The sequence below is a fragment of the Peterkaempfera griseoplana genome (genome assembly GCF_001418575.1).
In the GTDB taxonomy this organism is placed as follows: domain Bacteria; phylum Actinomycetota; class Actinomycetes; order Streptomycetales; family Streptomycetaceae; genus Peterkaempfera; species Peterkaempfera griseoplana.
On sequence record NZ_LIQR01000389.1, the window covers coordinates 1 to 13040 of the forward strand.

Here is a 13040-nt window from a genome sequence, read left to right on the forward strand (position 1 = left end):
GATCCTCCTCGCCGCGGCACGGCTGCTGCAGGAGACGCTGCCCCCGGCGCGCCGCCACAGCGGCGGCCTCGCCCACACCCTGCGCACCATGCGGGACCTGCTGCGGGACCGGCCCTTCACGGGCTATGTGCTCAGCGGCTCCTTCGGCTTCGCCTCGCTGTTCGCCTATGTCTCCGGGTCGTCCTTCGCCATCCAGCAGGTGTACGGGGCCTCGCCGCAGACCTACAGCCTGCTCTTCGGCCTCAACTCGGTGGGACTGGTGGCCGTGAGCCAGCTCAACGGCAAGGTGCTGCTGGGCCGCTTCCGGGCCCACCGGGTGCTGCTGCTGGGCCTGGCGGTGATGGCCTGCGCGGCTCTGACCCTGGTCCTGCTGGTCACCCTGACCGACGCCGGGCTGCCCTGGATCGCCGCCTGCCTCTTCGGCACCGCGGCCGGCCTCGGCCTGGTCACCCCGACCACCACCGCCCTGTCGCTGCAGCGGACCCCGCACGCCGCCGGAAGCGGCTCGGCGCTGCTGGGCACCGTCCAGTTCACGGTCGGCGCGGCCTCCCCCGCCCTCGCCGGGCTCGGCAGCGGCGGCAGCGCACTGCCGATGGCCGCCACCATGCTCGGCATGGCCCTGTTGGCGGCCGTCGCCTTCCTGTCCTTCTGCCGCCCCTGGCGCCCCAGCGCCGACCCGCTGTCCGCCGGCACCCGCGCATAGCCGCGGTGGGCGGCCGTGCAACCGCGGCCCCCTCCTCCTGCGTGCCTGCGTGTACGGGGCGCCCACCGCCCGAGGAGGAGGCGAGGACGATGTACGACCACCCGCCGGTGACCCTGCCCGAGGAGCTGCTGCTGCTCTGCGCCGACCCCGAGTCGGGGCAGCTGCGCCGGCCTCACCACTTCAACCGCGCGCTGGGCGGAGCCGTCCTCGCCGAACTGCTCACCGCCGGCGCCCTCACCGTGCAGGGCCGGAGCATCACCGAGGTCCGGCCGCTGCCGGTCGGCGACCCGGTCGCCGACCGGGTGCTGGCCGAACTCGCCGCAACCGGCAAACGGCCGCGGCACCTGGGCCTGGAGCGCTGGGTCCGCCGGGCCTCCGCCCGCGTCGACCGGGCGTACCTCGATGCCCTGACGGCCCGCGGTCTGCTCACCGTCCGGCGGCGCCGCATCCTGGGGATCCTGCCCGCCACGACATACACCGCGACGCTGCCCGGCTGGCCCAAGGCCGGCGCGGACCGCATCCTGCGAGCCCTGTCCGCCACCGGCCCCGCCGGGCCTTCGGACCGCGACCTCCAGCTGGCCGCACTGGCCGGCACGGTGGGCCTGGACCGCCGCCTCTTCCGCGGCCCGGACGGCCGTCCGACCCGCAGACGCATCCATGAACTCGCCCGTGCCACCCCGATCGCGGCCGCCGTCCGCAGAGTCATCAGCTCCGACGAGGCAGCCGCCAGCAGCTGACCGGCCCGGGCACACCGGGACCACCCTCCCAGCTCAGGTACTATTTATCCGCCGAACAGGCGCCGCTAGCTCAACTGGCAGAGCAGCTGACTCTTAATCAGCGGGTTCGGGGTTCGAGTCCCTGGCGGCGCACACGGTTCGCCCTGGGCTTCCTCGGAGTTATCGAGGAAGCCCAGGTCATTTTCGTTCCCCTGGTGGGAGCGTGGCGGGAGCGCGGGTACAAGATCGCTACATCGCCACCGCCCACGTCACCCTTCCTGACGGCCGCTTCAGACCCGTGCCCCCGCCCGGTTGAACACGCCCGCGAGGGCTGCGGCGGCCTGGTGCTTCACCTCGTCCACCACCGACTGGTAGGTGTCCCGGGTGAACGTGGAGGATGAGTGGCCCAGCATCTCCTTCACCACCCGCGCGTCCACCCCTGCCGCGAGCGCGTGCGTCGCTACCCCGTGCCGCACCCCGTGAAGCCGGATCGGCTGCGGCAGGTCGGCTTCCCTGATCAGACGCTGGAACTGGTCGGTGACCTGCGCCAGGTGCAGCGGAGTGCCGTCGGCCTCGGTGAAGACCAGACCGGTGTCCACCCAGCCCGGCCCGCAAGCAATGCGCATCTAAGCGCGGGCCGCGGCCCGGGGCTCAACTCGCCCGAACCTGCCCGCAATCCGGGCCATGACCTGGTCGAACATCGCCCGCCGGCAGCCAGGGTCTACGGTATGGCCTCGGGCCACCACACGATCTTCAGGAGTCCACACAACCCCCGATGATCACGCGATGGCCGTCCCTCTTGCCGTCTGGGCCTCGGCGTGGTCGCGAAGGCGAGCTCCCGTGTCAGGCGGTGAAGCCGCCGTCGACATGGATCGAGGCGCCGGTGATGTACGAGCCGTCCGCACTTGCCAGGTGGGCGACGGTGGCCGCGATCTCGGCCGCTTCCGCATAGCGGCCTACAGCCGTGAAGCCGGCGATCACCTCGGCGTTCGGCCCGTCAGCGGGGTTGGTCTCTGTGTCGGTGGGGCCGGGATGCACCAGATTGACGGTGACTCCACGGGGACCGAGTTCTCGGGCCAGGCCCTTCGTCATTCCGACCAGAGCCGTCTTGCTCATCGAGTACAGCGCCAGTCCGGGGAAGACCGCACGCTCGGCGACGTTGCTGCCGATGCTGATGATGCGGCCGCCCTGACCCATGTGACGCACTGCCGCCTGGGACGCTGCGAACGGTGCCCGCACGTTCACCGCCAGCGTGCGATCGATCTCTGCCGGCTCCAGGTCTTCGAGTGGGCCGACGAGGAAGACCCCGGCGTTATTGACCAGGATGTCGAGTCTGCCGAACATCGCGGCGGCCTCGTCCACCGCGGCGGTGAGCGCCTCAGGGATGGCGCTGTCGGCCCGGATGGCCAGTGCCCGCCGCCCTCTGGCCTTGATCTGCTCCACCACATCGCTGGCGCGTTCCGCGCTGTTCTCATAGGTCAGGACGACGTCGGCGCCTTCTTCGGCCAGCCGGAGCGCAACAGCGGCACCGATGCCCCGGCTGCCGCCCGTGATCACCGCAACGTTTCCTTCAAGTCGGTTCATGACGATGAGCATTGCTGGCACCAGCGCCAGAAGCTGGCGGGAATCCGACCTGACGTTGGGGCCTCCGGGAGGGCAACACCCTCCTGATCACGAAACCGGACCAGGCAAGATCCTGGTGACAAGTAGGTAGATCAATCGCGGCTGTCGGCTCCACCGGGGTTCAGCCGAACGGCCGGGCGAACCGAACGTGGACGCCCTCGGCACGCTCGGCGTTTCCTCGGCTGCTGGGGCGATTGCGGTCAGCGGGCAGGCTGATCGTCGGCGGGTTCTCGGTGGCGATCTCCTGGTTGGTACGTCCCCTGGCGATGGCCCGAACGACCTCGGTTTCTCGCTCCGAGAGCCGGGCCGCCGCCTCAGCAACGGCCGGAGTCCTCACGGAAGCAAGATGCTTGAGAAGCCGTACGGTGATCGATGGGGAGATCAAGGCGTCTCCCGCGTCGGCGGCCCGGACGGCTTCGACGAGCAGGGTGGGGCCGGCATGCTTGAGGATGAAACCGATGGCTCCACCCCGCAGTGCCCCGTAGACGTACTCGTCAAGGTCGAAGGTGGTGACGATGACGACCTGGAGCGGGTCGGTGACCTCGGGGCCCGCGAGAGCACGGGTGACCTCCAAGCCGTCAAGGCGGGGCATCCGGATGTCCACGAGGCATACGTCCGGGCGCAGGCGCCGGGCCAGGGCGACGGCCTCGGCACCGTCCGACGCCTCGGCGATGACGGTGATGTCGGGCTGGTCCTCGAGGATCAGGCGCAGTCCGTTGCGGACCATCGCCTGATCGTCGGCGATGAGGACTGTGATCGTCACAGCATCCCCGGGGCGGGCAGGGTGGCGAGCACCGACCATTGGGCCAGCCCAACACCCACGGGACCCGCACCTTCTCCGACCCGGCGGCCTCGGTGAAGACCTCCTACGTCTACCGGGTCGTCGCGCTCAACACGGTCGGGTACGGAGCTGAGTTCCCGAGCATGACGGTGAAGTCCGTCTCGGACCCGCTCCAGATGGGCACGGCGCCCAAGGGACAGGGGAAGGCGGTGGGGCCGGCCTCCGTCAAGTGACCGGGACGGCAGGAGGGCGGGCATCCGCCCGCCCTCCTGCGCCCCGTGACCGCCCTGATCGGCGGGTTCACGATACGAGCCGATGGCGGCGCACCATCAGAACGCTTCGGCACCGGCCCTTCCCGCAGCAGCGGGAAGGGCCGGGTCGCCTCTCCGGACATGGCGGGTGCACGGTCACGCGCTCAGTACGTCGGCAGCGCCATGCCGGAGGTCGTACGGCCGACCCGGGGGCCGGGGCGGCAGGTGTGCCGACGCGTCAGTGACCGGCGCTCTGGCCACCGTCGACGTAGAGGATCTCGCCGGTGACGAACGAGGCGTTCTCCAGGTAGAGGACCGCGCCGACGATGTCGCTCACCTCGCCCATCCGGCCGAGCGGGTGCAGGCCGGCGTAGGTCTCGTGGTACTCCACGGGGTGCATGGGGGTCTTGATGACGCCCGGGGCTACGGCGTTGGACCGGATGCCGCGGGCGGCGTACTCGATGGCCAGGGACTTGCTGGCGGACTGCAGGCCGCCCTTGGTCAGGGAGGCGAGCACCGAGGGCACGTTGGAGTTGGCGTTGTCGACCAGGCTGGTGGTGATGTTCACGATGTGACCGCCGCCCTGGGCGAGCATGTGCGGGATCGCGAGCTGGGTGATCCGGAAGAAGCCGGCCACGTTGATACCGATCGCCGCGGCGAAGTCGTCCTGCGTGTAGTCGGTGAACGCGTTGGCGATGAAGATGCCGGCGTTGTTGACCAGGGTGTCGATCCGGCCGAACCGCTCCACGCCCGCAGCGATGACACGCTCGGCGGTGGCCGGGTCGGAGATGTCGCCCTGGACGGTGAGGACGCCTTCGTCCTGCGACGCGGGGATCGTGCGCGAGGTCGCAACGACCGCGTAGCCGAGCCTGCGGTAGCCCTCGACCAGTCCGGCGCCGATGCCCTGAGACGCACCGGTGATGACTGCGACCTTCTGACCCTGCGTGCTCATGGTGGCCCTCTCGATGGGGGTGTGTGGGGGATGGCCCGACCACTAGCCGGTCGGTCTACTACAAAGTAGACGACCGGTCGACGACGGTCAAAGGTCCCCATCGCGGCGCACCGCCGGGCCGCCTCCCCCACGCGGGCCCGCCAGTACCCCCGCGCAGCTTCTGACCTGCCACTTTGCGAAAAAATGCGGCGCTGCAGGGTTCGGCACCAGACGGCGCCGTACCGCTCCCGGTCCCTCGGCGTCGAGGGGTTCGGGAGTGGGCGCCGATTTCGGCCACCGACCCCTCCTGCACCGCAAAACCGCAGGTCAGGCCGGAAATCCGCTGCCCGTCGATCCCACGGCGAACGCGGCACGCTCGACGGGCGAGTGATCCGCACCACGACAGAGTGCGACCTGCCGGGTGCACTTCGGGCCGCGAGCCCCTCAGCGGCCTCGACGCGGAGATCCGAACACTACGTTCGGACCCATCAGCGCCGCCCACGGAGACGTGGTGCGGACACGCCGATGGCCGCGAGTGCGGCCCGTCCGGCCGCGGCCGAGGCCCGATGCGCAAGGACACGAACCTCGCAGCCCGCCGCCGTCACCCCTGAAGGAGTTCCGCCGATGAAGACCGTCACCCACTGGATCGGTGGCAGGCCCTTCGGAGACGCCACGGGCGCCTCCGGCACCTGGGGCCCCGTGACCGACCCCGCGACCGGAGAGGTCACCGCACAGGTCGCGATGGCCGGCGCCGACGAGGTCGACGCCGCGGTCGCCGCGGCGAAGGAGGCCTACGCCACCTGGCGCACCACCTCGCTGGCGCAACGCACCGCGATCATCTTCCGCTACCGCCGGCTGCTGGACGAGCACCGCGACGACCTCGCCGCGCTGATCACCGCCGAGCAGGGCAAGGTCCACACGGACGCGCTGGCCGAGGTGGCGCGGGGTCTGGAGATCGTCGAACTGGCCTGCGGGCTCGGCATGGCGCTCAAGGGCGACACGTCCACGGAGACGTCGAGCCACATCGACGTGGCGTCGCTCCGCCAGCCTCTCGGCGTGATCGTCGGCATCTCACCGTTCAACTTCCCGGCAATGATCAGCATGTGGATGTTCCCCATGGCGATCGCCTGCGGGAACACCTTCGTCCACAAGCCCAGCAGCAAGGCCCCCTCCGCCTCCCTGCTCCTCGCGCGACTCGCGGCCGAGGCCGGCGTCCCCGACGGTGTGCTCAACATCGTGCAGGGCGACGAGGTCGCAGTGAACGCGCTGCTCGACCACCCGGACGTGGCGGCCGTGTCGTTCGTGGGCTCCACGCCGGTCGCCCGCCACGTCTACGGCAGGGCCTCCGCCAACGGCAAGCGTGTTCAGGCCCTCGGCGGCGCGAAGAACCACATGCTGGTGCTGCCCGACGCCGATCTCGACGCGGCCGCCGACGCCGCCGTGACCGCGGCCTTCGGCTCCGCAGGCCAGCGCTGCATGGCGGTCTCCGCGGTGGTCGCGGTCGGCTCGGCGGGCGACGCGCTGGTGTCCCGGATCGCCGAGCGGGCCGCCAGGGTCAGGATCGGCCCGGGCAACGACCCGGCGTCCGAGATGGGCCCGCTCGTCACCAGGGCACACCGCGACGAGGTCGCGGGCTACGTCGCGGGCGCGGCCGCCCAGGGAGCCGAGGTGGTGCTCGACGGCAGGACCTTCACCGTCGAGGGCCTCGAGAACGGGCACTGGATGGGCATCTCGATCCTCGACAAGGTGAGCACCGACTCGGACGCCTACCGGAACGAGATCTTCGGCCCCGTCCTGTGCGTGCTCCGCGCGGACACCTACGAGGAGGCGATGCGCATCATCAACGGCTCCCCGTTCGGCAACGCCGCCTCGATCTTCACCCGCGACGGCGGGGCGGCCCGGCGGTTCCAGCTGGAGGTCGAGGCCGGCATGGTCGGCGTGAACGTGCCGATGCCGGTGCCGGTGGGCTCCCACTCCTTCGGCGGCTGGAAGGACTCGGCCTTCGGCGACCACCGCATGTACGGCAGCGAGGCCGTGCACTTCTACACGCGCGGCAAGGTCGTCACGAGCCACTGGCCGGACCCGGCCGGGACGGCTGCCGGTCCGGGCCTGGGCTTCCCCGCGGCCCGCTGACCGCCGGAACGCGCACGCATGGCCGCGCCGGCTCCCGCACCGTACCGGCCCGCCGCAGCAGGGCGCGACCGCGACACCGCCCGTCTCCCGGCAAGCCCAGCCGACCCCGGAGGCGCCACCGCGGAACGGGCTGCCCGCTCATCCTCCAGCGCAACCAGGGCGACAGCCGTCGGTCTCGACCTTGACTGGCTGCGGGTGTCGGACTGAACGGCGACCACCGCTGACACGCGGCGGCCCGGGGACCGCCCATCGGTCCGCGGGCCGCCCGCGTCGCTCGGTGTGGGAGCGCGGTGGGAGCGGCGTCCCCGTTACGGGTCGGCGCCGTCGGGCAGAGCTGGGACTGCGCGCCGCCCACAACCTGCACACATCGGCACTCACCACCACCGACCGGCGACAAGGCGTACCGGTGCACACTTGCAAAAATATCAGCTCTCAAACAGCGGGTCGGGGTTCGAGTCCCTGGCGGCGCACACGGTTCGACCTGGGCTTTCTCGGAGTTCTCGAGGAAGCCCAGGTCTGTTTTCGCCCCTGCCCGCCCCGCTGGGGCCGCGTGGGCGCGGGAGCGCTCAGTGCGCCGCGGCGCGGACCGCGTCGGCGAGGTCGGCGGGGGTGCCGTGCCAGGGGGCGCCGTGGCCGGGGAGGACCCAGGAGGCCTTGAGCTCGGCCAGGCGGTCGAGCGAGGCCAAGGCCTCGGCCGGCTCGTCGGTGAAGGGGGCCGGCTGCGGCCCGGTGCGTCCGGTGAGGACATGACGGGTGGTCAGTGCGTCGCCCACGCAGACCGCTTCCACGGACGGCAGGTGGACGGCGACGCTGCCCGGTGAGTGGCCCGGCATGCCGACGATGACCGGGCTGCCCGGCAGCGGGAGCACGTCGCCGTCGGAGAACTCGGTGACCTCCTTCACGTACTCGGCCTTCAGGGCGTTCTTGCGCAGCCCGTACCAGAAGAAGCCGAGGGTGGGGAGAGGCCGCATCGGGCCCGTCGGGGTCTTGGGCTTCTCGCCGGTGCGCGCGCGATGCGCGTCGGCGCTGTGCACGTACACCGGGACGCCGTGCTCGCGGCGCAGCCGCTCGGCGAAGCCGATGTGGTCGCTGTCGCCGTGGGTGAGGACCAGGCCGCGGATGTCGGCCGCGGTCCTGCCGAGGGCGCGCAATTCCTGCTGGAGGTCGTCCCAGTGGCCGGGGAGGCCGGCGTCGATCAGCGTGATGCCGTCGGGGGTGTCGAGGAGGTAGCAGGCCACCACATCGTTGCCGAGCCGGTGCAGGCGCGGAGCAAGTTCCATGGGATCACTTCCGTTGCGGGACAGCGGGCTGGATTTGGGGGTGTCTCGGCGATGCGATACCTACGCTACTTAGCTATCATGGCTAAGGTCAATAGCCTTCCCGTGAAAGAGCGAGGTGCCGCGTATGCCGACCCCGGAGAAGACCTCCCTGCCGAGGATCGTCGCCGCCGGGCGCGACCTGCTGGAGGAGCACGGCCCCGACGGTCTCACCATGCAGGGCGTCGCCGCCCGGGTCGGGGTGCGCGCCCCCTCCCTCTACAAGCATGTCCGCGACCGCGCCGCGCTGCTTGCCGCCGTGGCACAGGACGCACTGGAGGCACTGGACGCGCGGCTCAGCGCCACCGACGGCTCGCTGGAACAACTCGCCTACGGCTACCGCGCGTTCGCGCACGAGCGCCCGCAGGCTGTCCGGCTGCTGCTCGGTGGCCTCGCCTCCCCCGAGGCCCTGCAGCAGGCGGCTGCGCCGCTGCTGGCCGCCTCCCGCGCACTCGTGGGCGAGGACGATGCGCTGGCGGCGGCCCGGCTGGTCACCGCCTGGGCCACCGGCTTCGTCCAGATGGAACTGGCCGGCGCCTTCCGCCTCGGCGGCGACACGGAACACGCCTTCGCCTTCGGACTTGCCCGCATCCGCCGGGCCCTCGCCGACGGCTGAGCCCCGTACGGGCGCCGCGATCCACGGCCGTGGGGAGCGCCCGCAGTCCGAATGTGGGGGACGTCGACGGGAGAGCCGACACCCGATGTCCGGGTCCGGCGTCGGGGCCGCGCTGGGGAGTGCACCGAGTCTCCGGCCCTCCCCCCTCCGCACGGAGGGGCCGAGTACGGACGGTGGGGGCGAAGCCCTTGTCGGTGGCGCTCCCTACGATGCCGGGCATGGGGAACGTGACCGTCGTCGACGAGACGACAGCCGGCGGACGTGTCGGCGCCTGGGAGCTGACGCTCCCCGAGGAGCGGCTGCCGCTGCGGGAGTTGATCTGCCGGCGGGTACGTCATGAGGTCGAGCGGTACAACGCGGCCTCGGGGGACGTGTTCCACGGGCTTGTGCAGCCGACCGGCACCGAGAGACTCCTGAACGGCTACCGCGTGCGGGAGCGGCGGGAGATCGACGCCGACGAGCAGTGCCGTCTGGCTCTGGAGGCGTTCGGCCGTAACGGCTTCCTGGTCCTGGTGGGAGAGTCCCAGGTCGAGGACCTGGAGGCGGAGATAGAGCTGACACCGGGCGTCACGATGGCGTTCCTCAGGCTCGTGCCCCTGGTCGGAGGGTGAAGGTGGACGTCGCATTCCTGGGCGAGGGCCCGGTCCGGACGGAGTGCCGGGAGCGCCTTGCCGAGGTGCGCCGGCTCTGGGCACGCAAGGAGCGTTCGGCGGTGGCGACCCAGCTGGAGCGGATCGCCGCCCTGTGCGACGGCGACTGGCAGGGGAACGCGCCGGAGGTGGTCGACTTCGTCGAGGCGCTGAGCACCTCCGAGCGAGGTCTGGTCGTGGAATACCTGGTGAGCCGGTTGGACTGCGTGAGCCGGCACGCCCCGCGGCCGTGCGAGTCGCTGACGTCACTGATCGCGATCACCTCACGCGGTCTGCCGCTCGGAGAGCTGGCACGCTGGCGCAGGGCCTGGCTGGAGCAGGCCGAGCAGAGTTTCACCGTCCCCGACGCCTCGCGGCTGGCGAAGTTGGCCAACCTGGAGATCGCCTGTGGCCGTTCGCTGAGCCCCGCGTTCGTCGCGACGATCCGGCGCACCTCGATGGACAGCTGGCAGCACGCCGACCTGAGCGAGCTGCTCGCCGCGCTTCCCGACCCCGCGTTCAACCCCGGCGAGCCCTGGTCCGACCGGGCGCTCGCCCACCTCGCGACAGCCGGTCCGGCCTGGGGGTCCCTGTGCTCCCACGCCGCCGCGGCGACCACGGCGAAACCCTCGGCCAAGTGGCAGCGCACCGCACGGCAACTGCTCGACGGACTCGACGCCCTGGAGGTCCGCACCGAGGTGGTGTCGTGGCTCCGGCTGGCGGGCCTGCCCCGGACGCAGCCGTTGCTGCTCGACTACGGCGGCACCGCCGACCCGCACCAGTGGGACCCGTACAACGCGGACGCACTGCGCGGCCTGGCCTCGCTGCTGGTCCTGCTCCCGGCGGACACGGAGAGCGCCCGCGCCCTGGCCGGCCTGGCGGAGCGCGCGCTGCGGAAGCTGCCCGGTCACGGCCCGGCGAGTCCGAAGGTCGCCAACGCAGCCGTCCACGCCCTCGCGCACCTGCCCGGACCGGACGGCCTCGGCCAGCTCGCGCGCCTGTCAGCACGGGTCACCTACAAGACCACGCTGAAACAGATCACCACCGCGCTCGACACCCGGGCCCGCGCCCTCGGTCTCAGCCGCGAGGAGGTCGAGGAGCTGGCCGTCCCGGCCTACGGCCTCAGCGAGGTCGGGCGCCGGGCCGAGAAGTTCGGCGCCGACGCCGAGGCCGAGCTGACCGTGCACGGCACCACCGTGCGCTGGAGCTGGCGCACCGCCGCGGGACGCGTCGTGAAGTCGGCACCCCAGGCCGTACGGACCGGCCACGCCGAGCAGCTGAGGGCACTCAAGGGCGCCGCCAAGGACATCGAGAAGATGCTCGCCGCACAGTCCGACCGGCTGGACCGCCAGTTCCTCGCCCGGCGGTCCTGGGCCGTGACCACCTGGCGCGAGCAGTTCCTGGACCATCCGCTCGTGGGCACCCTCGCCCGGCGGCTGATCTGGAACGTGAACGGAACCGCCTGCTGCTGGGCGGACGGTGCACTGCGCGACCTCACCGGCGACACCGTCACCGCCGAACCGGCCACCGCCCCACAGGGAACCGTGGAGTTGTGGCATCCGGTCGGCAGCGACCCGGCCCAGGTGCTCGCCTGGCGCGACTGGCTGGACCGGTACGGCGTCATCCAGCCCTTCAGGCAGGCCCACCGCGAGGTCTACCTGCTGACGGCGGCGGAGGAGAGCACTCGGCTGTACTCCAACCGCTTTGCCGCACACATACTCAAGCAGCACCAGTTCCACGCCCTCGCCGCACAGCGTGGGTGGCACAACAAGCTGCGCCTGGCCGTGGACGACAGCTACCCGCCCGCCGTGCGGGAGCTGCCCGCCTGGGGGCTGAGGGCCGAGTACTGGGTCGACGGCTTCACCAGCGGGGGCACGTACCAGGACCTGACCTCCTCGGGGAGCTATCTGTATCTGCACACCGACCAGGTGCGCTTCTATCCGGTCGGCGCCCCCTCGAACCACGCCCACGCCGGTGGCGGCGGGCGCTACGCCCAGTGGGTGGCACGCGGCGAAGCCCGGGTGGAGCCGCTGCCCCTGGAGTCCGTTCCGGCGCTGGTGCTCAGCGAGGTCCTGCGGGACGTCGACCTGTTCGTCGGCGTCACCAGCGTCGGGAACGACCCCACCTGGAGCGACGGCGGACCCGACGGGCGCTTTCGGGAGTACTGGACGTCGTACGGCTTCGGAGAACTCTCCGAGACCGCCCGCGGACGGGCGGAGATCCTCTCCCGCCTGCTCCCCCGCCTGGCCGTGGGCGACCGCTGCAGCATCGAGGGCCGGTATCTGCACGTACGGGGCGACCTGCGCAGTTACCGGATCCACCTGGGGTCCGGGAACGTCCTGATGTCCCCGGACGACACCTATCTGTGCATCGTCCCCGGCAGTGACGGCAAGCCCGGCACCATGCCGCCGGCTCTGCCCTTCGAAGGCGACCGGACCCTCGCCGTCATCCTCAGCAAGGCCCTCATGCTGGCCAGGGACACCGCCGTCACAGACCCGACGATCACCGCGCAACTGCGGCGCTGAGCCGGACGGTGGCAGTCGGGCGGGAGGGGGACGGCGCCACTGGAGGCGGATCCGTTCGTCACCTCTGGCAGCGTGCCGCGCCCCCGCCCGGTGCAGCGGTCCGAGCGTGGGTGCGGCCGGTCCTCGGTCGGCACCCCCGGCGTCCCTCGCGTCAGAGGCCGCCCATGGCGACGGCCGAACGGCTGTGCGCGCGGTGTCAGCCCCGGGCACGCACCAGCTCGTCCGCGCCCGTGCGCTGCCCCGGGGAAGGCTCCCGGGACGTGGTCGGCCGGACGTCACTGCGTTCCGAGCCAGAGGTCCGTGCAGCGGGTGGCGGCGAAGGCCGAGAGGTAGGAGACCGCCGCCAGCCAGGCGCGGGCGAAGCGGGCCGGGTCGTCGGGGTGGCTGCGGCCGAAGGTGTCGCGGGGTGAGGTGCGGGCGGCGTCGTGAATCTCGTCGAGCAGCAGGGCCGCGGTCGGCAGCGCGGCCTGGCGGAGGCGGGAGGAGTCCGCGACGGCGGAGGAGTCCTGGTGGAGCGCTCGGCGCCCGGACACCAGGGCACGCTCGGTGCGGCGAAGGAGCAGATGGGTCGGCGCGACGTCCGCGACGACGGCAGCCGGGAGGGGACCGGCGGGCACCGGCCTGGTGGGCCGCGCAAGAGACGGCAGCGGGGTGAGGCCCGTGTTGACGCGGTGGCCGTCGACTTCGGCGGCGAGCAGATGGAGCGCCGGGCGGTCGGTGGCGGCGAGGCGGCCGACGGCCCGCAGGCGCAGCCCGGGGTGGTCGGCCAGGGCGGCCAGGTTGCGGGCGTAGGCGAAGTCCTGGTGGGGGTGGGCG

At 71.9% G+C, this 13040-nt stretch carries 12 protein-coding genes, 1 tRNA gene and 1 pseudogene; 8 read left to right on the forward strand and 6 right to left on the reverse strand.

The features are described from left to right. The 3 genes from AOK09_RS26890 to AOK09_RS26900 all read left to right on the forward strand — a co-directional run. The coding region (locus AOK09_RS26890) for an MFS transporter (protein ID WP_157876048.1) at nucleotides 1-703 on the forward strand (703 nt) is incomplete at its 5' end. A gap of 89 nt (nucleotides 704-792) precedes the next feature. After that, entirely contained in the window at nucleotides 793-1440 is a 648-nt protein-coding gene (locus tag AOK09_RS26895) for a GOLPH3/VPS74 family protein (RefSeq protein WP_055589845.1), read from the forward strand. A 59-nt stretch (nucleotides 1441-1499) separates the two neighbouring features. Further along, nucleotides 1500-1572, forward strand: a tRNA-Lys gene (locus AOK09_RS26900). Nucleotides 1573-1709: 137 nt separating this feature from the next. Here AOK09_RS26900 and AOK09_RS26905 read toward each other — a convergent pair. The 3 genes from AOK09_RS26905 to AOK09_RS26915 all read right to left on the reverse strand — a co-directional run bounded on the left by AOK09_RS26905 (nucleotide 1710) and on the right by AOK09_RS26915 (nucleotide 3844). Beyond that, nucleotides 1710-2045 (reverse strand): tyrosine-type recombinase/integrase, encoded by a 336-nt coding sequence (locus tag AOK09_RS26905; protein ID WP_079063462.1) that lies wholly within the window; start codon nucleotides 2043-2045, stop codon nucleotides 1710-1712. Nucleotides 2046-2262: 217 nt separating this feature from the next. Continuing rightward, complete coding sequence (locus AOK09_RS26910) at nucleotides 2263-3015, reverse strand: SDR family NAD(P)-dependent oxidoreductase (protein WP_055589847.1); 753 nt, start codon at nucleotides 3013-3015, stop codon at nucleotides 2263-2265. A gap of 148 nt (nucleotides 3016-3163) precedes the next feature. Further along, entirely contained in the window at nucleotides 3164-3844 is a 681-nt protein-coding gene (locus tag AOK09_RS26915; RefSeq protein WP_217698488.1) for a response regulator transcription factor, read from the reverse strand. On the opposite strand from AOK09_RS26915, the gene AOK09_RS26920 reads away from it, so the two are divergent. Continuing rightward, nucleotides 3844-4056, forward strand: a complete 213-nt coding sequence (locus AOK09_RS26920; RefSeq protein WP_055589849.1) for a hypothetical protein — start codon at nucleotides 3844-3846, stop codon at nucleotides 4054-4056. The genes AOK09_RS26915 and AOK09_RS26920 overlap by 1 nt on opposite strands. Before the next feature lie 256 nt (nucleotides 4057-4312). On the opposite strand, the gene AOK09_RS26925 is transcribed toward AOK09_RS26920, so the two are convergent. Continuing rightward, complete coding sequence (locus tag AOK09_RS26925) at nucleotides 4313-5026, reverse strand: SDR family NAD(P)-dependent oxidoreductase (RefSeq protein WP_055589850.1); 714 nt, start codon at nucleotides 5024-5026, stop codon at nucleotides 4313-4315. Nucleotides 5027-5629: 603 nt separating this feature from the next. Here AOK09_RS26925 and AOK09_RS26930 point away from each other — a divergent pair. After that, nucleotides 5630-7138 (forward strand): CoA-acylating methylmalonate-semialdehyde dehydrogenase, encoded by a 1509-nt coding sequence (locus tag AOK09_RS26930; RefSeq protein WP_055589851.1) that lies wholly within the window; start codon nucleotides 5630-5632, stop codon nucleotides 7136-7138. Between the two features lie 566 nt (nucleotides 7139-7704). Here the strand turns inward: AOK09_RS26930 and AOK09_RS26935 are convergent. Next, on the reverse strand, nucleotides 7705-8418 hold the full coding sequence (locus AOK09_RS26935; RefSeq protein ID WP_055589852.1) for an MBL fold metallo-hydrolase: 714 nt from the start codon (nucleotides 8416-8418) through the stop codon (nucleotides 7705-7707). A gap of 124 nt (nucleotides 8419-8542) precedes the next feature. Between AOK09_RS26935 and AOK09_RS26940 the strand changes: the two genes are divergently transcribed. From AOK09_RS26940 to AOK09_RS26950, 3 genes are all read left to right on the forward strand, one after another. Next, nucleotides 8543-9070 (forward strand): TetR/AcrR family transcriptional regulator, encoded by a 528-nt coding sequence (locus AOK09_RS26940; protein ID WP_055589853.1) that lies wholly within the window; start codon nucleotides 8543-8545, stop codon nucleotides 9068-9070. Between the two features lie 218 nt (nucleotides 9071-9288). Next, nucleotides 9289-9681: a hypothetical protein gene (locus AOK09_RS26945; RefSeq protein WP_055589854.1), complete on the forward strand. Its 393-nt coding sequence runs from the start codon at nucleotides 9289-9291 to the stop codon at nucleotides 9679-9681. A gap of 2 nt (nucleotides 9682-9683) precedes the next feature. After that, nucleotides 9684-12224: a DUF4132 domain-containing protein gene (locus AOK09_RS26950; protein ID WP_245687496.1), complete on the forward strand. Its 2541-nt coding sequence runs from the start codon at nucleotides 9684-9686 to the stop codon at nucleotides 12222-12224. Between the two features lie 275 nt (nucleotides 12225-12499). Here AOK09_RS26950 and AOK09_RS26955 read toward each other — a convergent pair. Beyond that, nucleotides 12500-13040: pseudogene (locus AOK09_RS26955) on the reverse strand (hypothetical protein); the annotation flags it as partial.

Excerpts from the sequence above, each read along its gene's own strand:
- AOK09_RS26895 (WP_055589845.1), top strand. The coding sequence starts at position 793 with ATGTACGACCACCCGCCGGTGACCCTGCCCGAGGAGCTGCTGCTGCTC.
- AOK09_RS26905 (WP_079063462.1), bottom strand. The coding sequence starts at position 2,045 with ATGCGCATTGCTTGCGGGCCGGGCTGGGTGGACACCGGTCTGGTCTTC.
- AOK09_RS26910 (WP_055589847.1), bottom strand. The coding sequence starts at position 3,015 with ATGCTCATCGTCATGAACCGACTTGAAGGAAACGTTGCGGTGATCACG.
- AOK09_RS26915 (WP_217698488.1), bottom strand. The coding sequence starts at position 3,844 with ATGGTCGGTGCTCGCCACCCTGCCCGCCCCGGGGATGCTGTGACGATC.
- AOK09_RS26925 (WP_055589850.1), bottom strand. The coding sequence starts at position 5,026 with ATGAGCACGCAGGGTCAGAAGGTCGCAGTCATCACCGGTGCGTCTCAG.
- AOK09_RS26930 (WP_055589851.1), top strand. The coding sequence starts at position 5,630 with ATGAAGACCGTCACCCACTGGATCGGTGGCAGGCCCTTCGGAGACGCC.
- AOK09_RS26935 (WP_055589852.1), bottom strand. The coding sequence starts at position 8,418 with ATGGAACTTGCTCCGCGCCTGCACCGGCTCGGCAACGATGTGGTGGCC.
- AOK09_RS26940 (WP_055589853.1), top strand. The coding sequence starts at position 8,543 with ATGCCGACCCCGGAGAAGACCTCCCTGCCGAGGATCGTCGCCGCCGGG.
- AOK09_RS26945 (WP_055589854.1), top strand. The coding sequence starts at position 9,289 with ATGGGGAACGTGACCGTCGTCGACGAGACGACAGCCGGCGGACGTGTC.